Annotated in this window: 9 protein-coding genes and 1 pseudogene; 9 read left to right on the forward strand and 1 reads right to left on the reverse strand. The window is 66.2% G+C overall.

Annotated features, from left to right (window positions below; translation table 11 throughout):
• The first annotated feature begins 93 nt into the window (after positions 1–93).
• The 8 genes from QQ25_RS29405 to QQ25_RS29440 are packed head-to-tail and all read left to right on the forward strand — an operon-like array spanning position 94 to position 9,032.
• On the forward strand, positions 94–1,608 hold the full coding sequence (locus QQ25_RS29405; RefSeq protein WP_039382589.1) for an amidase: 1,515 nt from the start codon (positions 94–96) through the stop codon (positions 1,606–1,608).
• Positions 1,608–2,483 carry an SDR family oxidoreductase gene (locus QQ25_RS29410; protein ID WP_039382591.1) on the forward strand — a complete coding sequence of 292 codons (876 nt, stop codon included), beginning with the start codon at positions 1,608–1,610 and terminating at the stop codon, positions 2,481–2,483. The genes QQ25_RS29405 and QQ25_RS29410 overlap by 1 nt, the downstream gene beginning before the upstream one ends.
• 11 nt (positions 2,484–2,494) lie before the next feature.
• A complete protein-coding gene (locus QQ25_RS29415; RefSeq protein ID WP_039382592.1) occupies positions 2,495–3,460 on the forward strand; it encodes an enoyl-CoA hydratase/isomerase family protein in 966 nt (321 codons plus the stop codon).
• Positions 3,457–4,368, forward strand: coding sequence for an alpha/beta hydrolase (locus tag QQ25_RS29420; RefSeq protein WP_039382594.1), 912 nt, complete (start codon positions 3,457–3,459; stop codon positions 4,366–4,368). Before QQ25_RS29415 ends, QQ25_RS29420 begins: the two co-directional genes overlap by 4 nt.
• On the forward strand, positions 4,365–5,831 hold the full coding sequence (locus tag QQ25_RS29425; protein WP_039382595.1) for a class I adenylate-forming enzyme family protein: 1,467 nt from the start codon (positions 4,365–4,367) through the stop codon (positions 5,829–5,831). Before QQ25_RS29420 ends, QQ25_RS29425 begins: the two co-directional genes overlap by 4 nt.
• Positions 5,828–7,072, forward strand: a complete 1,245-nt coding sequence (locus tag QQ25_RS29430; RefSeq protein ID WP_039382598.1) for an NADH:flavin oxidoreductase/NADH oxidase family protein — start codon at positions 5,828–5,830, stop codon at positions 7,070–7,072. Before QQ25_RS29425 ends, QQ25_RS29430 begins: the two co-directional genes overlap by 4 nt.
• A gap of 1 nt (position 7,073) precedes the next feature.
• On the forward strand, positions 7,074–7,919 hold the full coding sequence (locus tag QQ25_RS29435; protein ID WP_039382600.1) for an SDR family NAD(P)-dependent oxidoreductase: 846 nt from the start codon (positions 7,074–7,076) through the stop codon (positions 7,917–7,919).
• Between the two features lie 39 nt (positions 7,920–7,958).
• Entirely contained in the window at positions 7,959–9,032 is a 1,074-nt protein-coding gene (locus QQ25_RS29440) for an ATP-dependent DNA ligase (protein WP_039382602.1), read from the forward strand.
• On the opposite strand, the gene QQ25_RS29445 is transcribed toward QQ25_RS29440, so the two are convergent.
• The gene (locus QQ25_RS29445; protein WP_039382823.1) at positions 9,029–9,883 is read right to left on the reverse strand and encodes a hypothetical protein; all 855 of its coding nucleotides are present in this window, start codon (positions 9,881–9,883) and stop codon (positions 9,029–9,031) included. The two genes, QQ25_RS29440 and QQ25_RS29445, sit on opposite strands and share 4 nt — an antisense overlap.
• A 117-nt stretch (positions 9,884–10,000) precedes the next feature.
• Here QQ25_RS29445 and QQ25_RS29450 point away from each other — a divergent pair.
• Positions 10,001–11,017 (forward strand): annotated as a pseudogene (locus QQ25_RS29450) (HNH endonuclease signature motif containing protein); the annotation flags it as partial.

Raw genomic sequence — 11,017 nt, forward strand, 5'->3', positions numbered from 1 at the left:
TGCACTATACCATTCGGTGTACTACCGTCTCCATCGTCAGTAGACTGATCGGTATACCTGGCGGGCCGCTGGCCAATCTGCCAAAGAAAAGAGATGACTGTGTCCTCCATGGCTTCTGACGATTTCGCCTGGCTGCCGGCGACCGAACAACTGGCAGCACTCGACGCCCGAGAGGTGACGAGCGCCGAACTGGTCGACCTCTATCTGTCGCGCATCGATGCACACAACGCTTCGCTCAACGCGATCGTCACGGTCGACGCGGACGCTGCGCGACGGGTCGCAAAGGAGGCCGATGCGGCACGCTCGCGCGGAGATGTTCTCGGTCCGCTGCACGGCCTGCCGATCACCGTGAAGGACAGCTATGAGACGGCCGGCATGCGCACGGTCTGCGGTCGACCGGACCTGGCCGATTACGTGCCGACGCAGGACGCCGAGGCCGTCGCCCGGCTACGTCGCTCAGGGGCCATCATCGTCGGCAAGACAAATATGCCGACCGGCAACGCCGATGTACAGGCCAGCAACCCGGTGTTCGGCCGGACCAACAACCCCTGGGATCTGTCGCGCACCTCCGGCGGATCGGCGGGTGGTGGTGCCGCTGCCACCGCGGCCGGCCTCACAAGCTTCGACTTCGGGTCCGAAATCGGCGGCTCCACCCGGATTCCGGCTCATTTCTGTGGCCTCTACGGCCACAAATCGACTTGGCAGTCCGTTCCACTGGTCGGCCACATTCCCAGCGCGCCAGGCAATCCCGGGCGTTGGGGCGAAGCCGACATGGCCTGCGCCGGAGTGCAGGTGCGCGGCGCCCGTGACATCATCCCCGCGCTGGAAGCCACCGTCGGACCGCTTAACCCCGACGGCGGATTCTCGTACACCCTTGCCCCGCCGCGGGCGAGCGCGCTCAAGGATTTCCGTGTCGCGGTATGGGCTGATGATCCCGCCTGCCCCATCGACAAGGACACCCGCCAAGCCATCGACGAAGCCGTCGCCGTATTGCGCGACGCCGGTGCACAGGTCATGGAGCAACCCACGAGTATCCCGGTGGAGCTGACTGCCTCACATGACCTGTTCTTGAGCTTGGTGATGGGCGCGTTCTCAGTTGACCGGTCGACGATGAGCCCTCAGTTCGCCGGTGCCCTTGCCCTGCGCTCACTGATGAGCCCGCGCGGCGACGCTGCCGCCGCGCTGCGCGGGACGATCCAAAGCCACCGGGCGTGGTTGTTCCGCGATGCGGCGCGCCGGGAAATCGCTCACCGATGGGTGGGATTCTTCAAAGAATTCGACGTCCTGCTGTTGCCCGTCACACCCACCGCGGCGCCCGGTCACCACAACAAGGACCATGACCGCTTCGGCCGCACCATCGACGTCGACGGCGTCACCCACTCCTATTGGGACCAAACCAAATGGAGCGCACTGGCCAACATCGCCGGAGCACCGGCCACGACGATGCCCATCACCGCCACCGCGGCAGGTCTACCCATCGGTATCCAGGCGATGGGCCCTGCCGGGGGTGACCGCACCACCGTAGAGTTCGCCGCCCTACTCACCGAGGCTCTCGGCGGCTATCGCACCCCGCAGAACTACCGCTCACCCGTGACGAGTGTCGCCTGATGCGCCGCAACTTGTCGGGCCGAAAGCTGGTAATCACCGGAGCCGCAAGGGGTATCGGGGAGAAAGTGGCACGCCTGGCCGCCGCCCGCGGCGCTCACGTCGCCCTCATCGGGCTGGAGCCCGAACGACTGCGCGCCCTTGCCGACGATCTCGGAGCAGGTGCGTCGTGGCAGGAAGCCGATGTGCGCGACGGCGCCGCCTTACAGTCGGCAATCGACACATGCGCGATCACGATGGGCGGCATCGACTTCGTCGTCGCAAACGCCGGAGTCGCCGCGTACGGAACGGTGCGGCAGGCCGACGAGGCATCGTTCGAACGAGTCTTGGACATCAACCTCAACGGGGTTTTCCGCACGCTCAAGTACGCGACACCTCACTTGGAGCGGAGTCGAGGCCATGCGATGGTCATAGCGTCGGCGATATCCTTCACGCCGATTGCCGGGCTGGCCTCTTACGCCGCCAGCAAGGCAGGCGTCGAGATGCTCGCCCTCGCCTACCGCCAAGAGGTGGCGCACCTCGGAATCACTGTCGGACTTGTCCATCCGTCGTGGATCGACACCGACCTGGTCCGAGGCGCAGAAGCGGATCTCCCGTCATTCCAGGAACTTCGTGGCCGGCTGCCCTACCCGGGCAATGTCACCACCAGCGTCGACCGAGCGGCTACCGCGATCGTGCGCGGACTCGGGCGCCGGCGCAGCCGGGTATACGTGCCGCGCGCTGTTGTCGTGGCCAACTGGGCCAAGGCAGCGTTGAACTCGCCGGCCGCGTGGCCGTGGATGAGACGGTTCGCAGCCGAGGTGGCACCGGCGCTCGAGCGCGAGGTCGAGGCGCTGGGAAGGCATGACCAACTTGTGCCGTCGACGAAATCACAATGAAAGCAGATGCCATGACACAGCACCTCCAGATCGAGGACCACGGCGGCACCATGATCGTGCGAGTCGACGGCGGCCCGCACAGCTTGTTCGGAGTCGCGATCGCCAACGAACTCGACGAACTGGTCGATCGCGTCGACCGGGATCCGAACGTCCACGGCGTCGTGTTCACCGGGGCGCGCCCTGGCCGGTTCGTCAGCCACGCCGACGTCCGGTGGTTGCAAGAGGGCGGAGCGGTGAAACCAAAGCTGGGCCGCCGCGGTGCCTCGGCCGCCCTCCGACTGACCAGAGGCATCGACCGCGCCGGTGTGCCAGGCGCGGTGGTGGACAGAACTCCGCTGAGCGGCGCCGGCCAGCTCGACCGTTTACACGCGACGTTCATGAAGATGAATGCCAGCGGCGTCATCTTCGTCGCAGCCCTTAACGGTTCGGCACTCGGCTTGGGTGCGGAATTCGCGTGGGCATGCGACCTGCGCGTGATGGCCGACGGTGACTACTTCATCGGCCAGCCGGAAGTCCTGCTCGGGATCATGCCGGGCGGTGGTGGCTCCCAGCGGCTCACACGTCTGATCGGCACCCACAAGTCATTGGTCGCGATCCTCGAGGGCAAACCCTTCACGCCGGCGCAGGCGTTGGACAACGGCGCCGTCGACGATGTCGTGGCGCCCGACGAGGTGGTCGCCCGGGCGACCGAGCTGGCCGAATATTTCGGGAAGCGGACCAAGGCGTCAGTCGGAGCCATCAAGAGGGTGGTCTACTTCGGCGGCTCGATGTCGCTGGCCGAAGGTCTACACGTCGAGCGGACCGAGTTCTTCCCCGCGGATCAGTCCGAGACCGGACAGCAACTGATGATTCAATACCTCGCGGACACCGAGGCCACCGGCGAGCTACCGCTCTATCGCCCCGACACCTACGCGCAGGCGCTCGCATCGGGCCGAGTGCCCGCGGCCGGTGCGACCAGCGGGGCGGTGGAAAAATGAGCGCGTTCACCCGTCTCGACGTGTCGTTCGCTTCCGGCGAGGACACCTGTGCCGCATGGCTTTACCTGCCCACCGGAGTCACCTCGCCTCCTGTGGTGATTCTCGGACACGGTCTCGGCGCGACCCGTGAGATGCGCCTGGGCGCCTTCGCCGAGCGGTTCGCGCAAGCCGGTATCGCCGCCGTGGCGTTCACCTACCGGCACTTCGGTGACAGCAGCGGCGAACCCCGCCAGCTTCTGTCGATCAAACGACAGCTCGCCGACTGGGATGCCGCGATCGCCTGGATGAAGAAGCGTCGCGACGTGGACGGATCCCGGATTGCCGTCTGGGGCAGCTCCTTCGGCGGCGGACACGCCATCACCGTCGCGTCGCGCCATCCAGAACTGAAAGCTGCGGTGGCTCAATGTCCGTTCACCGACGGATTGGCCTCCGCACTCGCGCTGGGACCGGCTGAGTCTCTGAAAGTGTTGCCCCTGGTCGCGAAAGATTGCGCCGCCAGGGTTTTCGGTAAACCGCCCGCCATGATTCCGCTTGCCGGTCCCCCGGGATCGCTGGCGCTGATGAACGCCCCGGACGCGCTGCCCGGATATCAGGCGCTACTGCCGCCTGACACGACGTTCCGCAACGAGGTCGCAGCACGGGTCGCGCCGACGATAGCGACCTATCGGCCCGGCCGTTCGGCGAAGAAGATCAAGTTTCCAATCCTGTTCTGCGTGAGCAACACCGACAGCGTCACGCCGCCCGCTCAAACCCTGCGGTACGCGCGCACCGCACACCGCGGCGAGATCAAGCGATACGACGCCGGCCATTTCGACTTCTACCTCGGCGCGCCTTTCGAAGCGCTGGTCCGCGATCAGGTCGAGTTTCTCGCGCGCCACCTGCATCCGGCGGAAGCACACGTTTCATGAACTTCGCTTCGCTACCCGACCGACGGGCAGATCTCGATCCCCATGGCCCAGCCGTGTCCGACGGCATTCGGCCGCTCACCAACGCCATGCTGCTGCAGCGGGTCCGGGCGGCGGCGCACCACCTTGACGCACTGGGCGTCGGCGCCGGCGACGTGATCGCGCTCAAGTTGCGTAACCGGGTGGAGTTCGTCGTGCTGTTGTTCGCGTCGTGGCGGTTGGGTGCCACTGTCACACCGGTCAACCCGCGCCTGACCGACGGTGAGGTCACGCTGCAACTCCAGGCGTCCAGCGCGCGCCTGCTGGTGGTCGAGAACGGGGACAGCGGACCAGCCGGTGTTGCGGCGCTTCCCGTCGGGGATCTCAACACGAATGGGCCGGGCTGGGATGGGCCACCGCAGGTTGATCCTTCGGCGCTGGCCCTGCTGATCTTCACCAGTGGCACCACGGGCGCACCGAAAGGAGTGATGCTCGACCACGCCAACCTCGATGCCATGGCCGAGATGGGGCGCCAGGCGCTTCTCATCGGACCAACCGATCGGTGTCTGCTGATCCTGCCGCTCTTCCACGTCAACGGCATCGTGGTCAGCGTTCTGATGTCCCTGCTCGCCGGAGCGAGTGTGGTCCTTGCCGAGAAGTTCGATCCGCACACCTTCTTCGGCATCGTCGAACAGCACAGACCCACGTTCTTCTCCGCAGTGCCAACCATTTACAGCATGCTGGCGGCGCTGCCCGACCACGTCGCACCTGATACATCGTCACTACGGTTCGGCATCTGTGGGGCCGCCCCCGCCTCCGCGGAGTTACTGGACCGATTCGAGGCGCGGTTCGGTTTTCCCCTGATCGAGGGCTATGGCCTATCCGAAGCGACATGTGCCTCCACCATCAACCCGGTCGCCGGTGAACGCAGGGCCGGCACAGCGGGAATCGCGGTTCCTGGCCAGCAGATCCGCATCGTCGACGAACTCGGCGCGGAGGTGGCGCCGGGGGCCGATGGTGAGGTGCTCATCGCCGGCCCGAACGTCATGCGCGGCTACCTCGGACGTCCCGACGAAACCGCCCGCGTCATCGTCGACGGCTGGTTGCGCACCGGTGACATCGGCCATGTCGACGCCGACGGCTACCTGACATTGGTGGGCCGATCCAAAGACATGATCATCCGCGGCGGCGAGAACATCTACCCCAAGGAGATCGAGGACGTCCTCACCAGTGACCCCACCGTCCTGGAAGCCGCCGTCATCGGTGTTCCCGACGACAAATGGGGCGAGACTGTCGCCGCCTACGTCCAACCTCGACCCGGCTTCACTGTCGATCCCGCAGCGCTGCAAGACCTTTGTTCGCGCAAGCTGGCGGGCTACAAACGTCCCACCTCCATCACCGTGTTGGACGCCATCCCCAAGAATGCCGTCGGCAAGCCTGACAAGGCTCCGCTGCGCGCAACCCATGTGAAAGGAACATCCGCATGACTTCCCTGCAGGACCCGTTGACACTCCCCTGCGGCCAGGTGCTGCCCAATCGGATCATGAAGGCCGCGTTGAGCGAAGGACTCGGCGACAAGCAGAACGCGCCCGACGAACGCCTGGAGCGGCTGTACACAAGCTGGAGCCAGGGCGGCTATGGCCTGATCGTCACCGGCAACGTCATGGTGGACCGCACGCAACTGGGCGAGCCCGGAAATGTCGTCATCGAGGACGAGCGCAACCTGGATGCGTTGTCGCGATGGGCCAAGACCACCAAGGATGCCGGTGTTCCGATCTGGGTCCAACTCAATCATCCAGGGCGCCAGTCAAACCCGCTCGCGCTCGGCCACACGCCTGTCGCACCCAGCCCGGTGGCCCTCAACTTCCCCGGTTCGACCACGCCGCGGGAGCTGACATCTGGCGAGATCGAAGACATCATCGAACGTTTCGCGAACGCGGCGGCCGTATGCGAGACAGCAGGCTTCGACGGTGTGCAGATTCATGGCGCGCACGGCTACCTGGTCGCGCAGTTTCTGTCGCCGTTGTCGAACAAGCGCAACGACAAATGGGGCGGCGACCCGCAGCGGCGGATGCGCTTCCTGCTCGAAGTCGTGCGCCGGATCCGCTCGCGGGTGTCACCGGGTTTCGCAGTTGGCATCAAGCTCAACTCGGCCGACTTCCAGCGTGGCGGGTTCACCGAAGACGAATCACGCTTGGTGGTGGCGGCATTGGCACGTGAAGGACTTGATCTGATCGAGGTCAGCGGCGGCAGTTATGAGCAGCCCGCCATGATGGGGAAGGCAGCCGAGAGTACCCGCAAGCGCGAGGCCTACTTCCTGGAGTACGCCCGCACGGTCCGAGGTCTTGCCGGCGACATCCCCCTGGCGGTCACCGGTGGATTCCGGTCCCGTGCCGCGATGGCAGAGGCGGTCGATTCCGGTGAGTGTGACGTCATCGGATTGGGCCGGCCCACCGCCACCACGACCGACGCCGCCGATCGGGTCCTGACCGGCCGCGCCGAGACGCTGGCCTCACACTCGATACGCACCGGAATGCGCGGTGTCCTCGGCCGGTTCGTCGACCTCAAGTCACTCGACGGCATCCTCGAACTCTCCTGGCACACAGACCAATTGCACCGGGTCGGCGCCGGCCTCAAACCCGACCTCGATCGCAGTCGCATCGCCACCATGCTTGCGATGCTCCGCCGTAACGGCACTGTGTCCGTCGGGCGCAAGCGTGGTCTTTGACGTGCAGCGCTATTCACTCGTCGACAAGGTCGTCCTGATCACCGGCGCGGGGCGCGGGCTTGGCGCGGCCACCGCCGTTGCGCTTGCTCGGCGGGGAGCTCGAATCGTTCTGGCGGATGTGGATCTGCCTGCAGCGCAGCAAGTCGGGGGGACGCTGCCGGCCGGTCGCGGTCTGGCGGTGGAATGCGATGTCACCCAGCTCGATTCCGTCCAACAGTCCGTGCGGCGAACACGTGAGGAGTTCGGACGCATCGACGTCGTGATCGCAAACGCAGGCATTCTCGGACGGGGCGGCACACTCCGAACGCTCACGCCCGATCAGGTGGGTGCCGTCATGTCGGTCAACGTCGAAGGCGTCGCCAACACCGTGGCCGCCACGCTGGAATCCGTGATCAGCAGCCGAGGCCAGATCGTCCTGGTGAGTTCGGTGTTCGCATATATCAACGGCGCGGGCGCCATCCCGTACGCGATGAGCAAGGCCGCGGTCGAGCAGCTCGGCCGTGGCCTGCGCGTCGAGCTGGCCGGTCACGGCGCCTCGGCCATGACGGCGTACTTCTCACTCATCGAAACCGACATGATCCGCCGGGGCGTGGATGCCGATCCCCACGTCTCCGCCCTGCTTTCGGCGATGCCCAGATTCATCCTCAAACGGATCACGCCGCAGACCGCAGCTGTCGCGATCGCAGAGGGGCTGCAAGGGCGGCAATCCTCCATCACGGTTCCCGGGCGCTGGAAGCCCATCGCCGCGCTACGAGGGGTAGCCGGGCCGCTCATCGACACGAAGCTCGCACGAGACACCGCCGTGCAGCACGCGCTGTCCCAACTGGAGAGCCGCTCCTCGGTGTAACCGACCGGTGCTCCCGGACGGCGCGGAATACTGATCCCCATGCGGCTACCCGTCATGCCACCGGTCTCACCGATGCTGTCCAAACCGGTGAATTCGATTCCGGCGGGCATGTCGTATGAGCCGAAGTGGGACGGCTTCCGGGCGTTGGTGTTCCGCGACGGCGACGACGTCGAGTTCGGCAGCCGCAACGAACGCCCGATGACCCGCTATTTCCCGGAACTCGTCACCGCGGCCCGGAATCAACTTCCGGATCGCTGCGTGCTCGACGGCGAGATCGTCCTACCCACCGACGGCGGCCTGGATTTCGAGGCCCTGCAGCTGCGTCTGCACCCGGCGGCGTCCCGGGTGCGGCTGCTGGCCGAGCAGACGCCCGCCCACTTCATCGCTTTCGATTTGCTGGCACTCGGTGACGACGACCTCACGGGCCGACCGTTCAGTGAACGTCGCGCCGCCCTTGTCGACGCGCTGGGTTCGGGTCCGTCGTTCCACGTCACCCCGGCGACGACCGATCCGGCGACCGCCCTGCGATGGTTCGAGGAATTCGAAGGCGCCGGGCTCGACGGCGTGATCGCCAAGCCGTTGGACCTCACGTATCAGCCCGACAAGCGGGTCATGTTCAAGATCAAGCACCAGCGGACCGCAGACTGCGTGGTCGCGGGTTATCGCCTGCACAAGTCGGGCCCCGAGGCCATCGGATCGCTACTGCTCGGGCTGTACACCGAGGACGGTGAGCTGGCATCCGTCGGTGTCATCGGCGCCTTCCCGATGGCGCGGCGCCGTGACCTGTTCGCCGAATTGCAGCCGCTGGTAACCAGTTTCGAGAACCACCCGTGGAACTGGGCCGCACAGGTCGCGGCCGACCCGGAGCTGGCCAAAAGGTACGGCGGCGGCTCACGCTGGAATGCCGGCAAGGACCTGTCCTTCGTGCCGCTGCGACCCGAACGGGTTGTCGAGGTGCGCTACGACCACATGGAGGGCCGACGGTTCCGCCACACCGCCCAGTTCAACCGCTGGCGCCCCGACCGCGACCCGCGCTCATGCACCTACGCCCAACTGGAACAACCGGTCACCTTCCGGCTCGATGACATCGTTCCGGGTCTGGGCCGCCGCTAGCCGTGGTCCGGCGGCTGCAGCCAGGTGGCGATGTTGCGGACGTAATCCTTGAACACCCCGAGGAGCGACGGATCGGCGCGTATCTGCCAGCCGGGCCGATCGGTGACGAACGACGGCGCGCCACAATCCAAGTCCCAGTTGTAATCGGCGAAGTGATGGAACGTCGACTCGGCCACCGCCCGGCCCATCGGCCTGCCCTCCGGCGTGCGCTCACCGTCGAGCGCCACCGCGAGATTGAACTCCCTGCCCGTCGCGGTGCTGCGCCCCCGGGCCACCACCGTCGCGAACGGCACCCGCGCCTTCACCAATCCTTCATGCGGATGGGCCGGGAACCACTCGATACGCCCACTGGCAGTCCGGCTGGTGCGCAGCAGCTGATGCACCGGCTCGTCGGCCAACACCGGCTGGTAGTCGCCGTTGGCGCCCGAGTGGTAGTTGGGCCACGAGATACCGGGATTGTCCTGGTCGTCGCACCGTGACACCGGGTCGAGTCCGGCGTCGTGGAACTCGTTGACCTGCCCCAACGAACCCAGCCCGAGCAGGCAGCTGCCCAGATCCTGGTGATCACGCGCGGTGAGCACCCCGCCTCCGAGCCCACGGAACCTGCCGATCGCCGCACATTCCTGAGGTGTCAGACCGTTGCCGACGTCGACCGCCATCAACCACAGCTGGTCGAACCCGAGCTCATCGAGATGGCTGAGCACCGGATCCTGCTCACCCTGATCGGCCCGGTTGCGCTCCAGCACATCGTGCCCGTCGGCACGAAGCTCGGCGGCCAGCATCGAGAACCGGCTGACATCCCAATCGTCGGGACTCTCCGTGATGGTGGTCTGTAGCAGGATCGTCGCCATTCGCTGAGCCTGACGGTTGCAGTCACGCTCCGGACCCTTGAAAATCCGTGGTCTGGTGTCGGGCGTGGGCGGTTTGCCGGTCCGTAACTTGTCGGTGGCTTCTGCGATCATGAGGTTATGTCTTCGGCTGCAGCGTCTTTCACCACGGAAGGGGTGAATCCTGTGCGGCGGATTGAGGTGTTGTTCGGGGAGTTGGAGCAGTTGTGCGGGCAGCGCAACGCGATCGACGGCCGCATCGTGGAGATCGTCGCCGAACTCGACCGCGACGAATTATGCGGGTCGACCGGTGCCCGCTCGATGAAGGCGTTGTGGCGTGGAAAACCGGGGTCAGCCCCCGCAACGCCGAAACCACCGTGGCCATCGCCCGACGGATCGAGGAATTCCCGCGCTGCACCCAAGCCCTGCGCGAAGGACGCCTGTCGCTGGATCAGGTCGCGGTGATCGCCGAGAACGCCGCCGACGGCTCCGATGCGCACTACGCCCAACTGGCCTCGGTGGCCACCGTCACCCAGCTACGCACCGCGATCAAACTCGAACCCCGCCCCCAACCCGACCGCCAGCCCGAACCGCAACGGTCGTTCACCCGCACCGAAACCGATCACTACACCACCTACAAGATTCGGTTGCCCCGGGTGGAGGCGGCCAAGTTCGAGGCCGGCCTGCGGTCGCATCACGACGGGCTGGTCGCCGACTACACACGCGACCACGACATCGACCAGGACACCGGTGAGCCGACCTCGGATCAGGCACCACCGTTCCCCACCCATGTCGATGCGTTCATGAGCCTGATCGAGGCCGGTTGGGACACCGAATCCGCGCACCGCCCGCACGGGCAGCACACCACCGTCATCGTGCACCTGAACCTCGACACCGACAAGCCGGTCGCCTCGCTGCATCTGGGGCCGCTGCTCACCGATGAGGAACGCCGCTTCCTGCTGTGCGAAGCGACCCTGGAAGCGTGGTTCGAACACCACGGCCAACCCATCGGCGCCGCCCGCACCACCCGGACCATCAGCCGGCGACTGCGCCGCGCCCTGGAACACCGCGACCACAGCTGCGTGGTGCCCGGCTGCGGTGCCACCCGCGGCCTGCACGCCCACCACCTCACCCACTGGGAAGACGGCGGCCCCACCG

It is taken from the genome of Mycolicibacterium setense (genome assembly GCF_000805385.1).
In the GTDB taxonomy this organism is placed as follows: Bacteria; Actinomycetota; Actinomycetes; order Mycobacteriales; family Mycobacteriaceae; genus Mycobacterium; species Mycobacterium setense.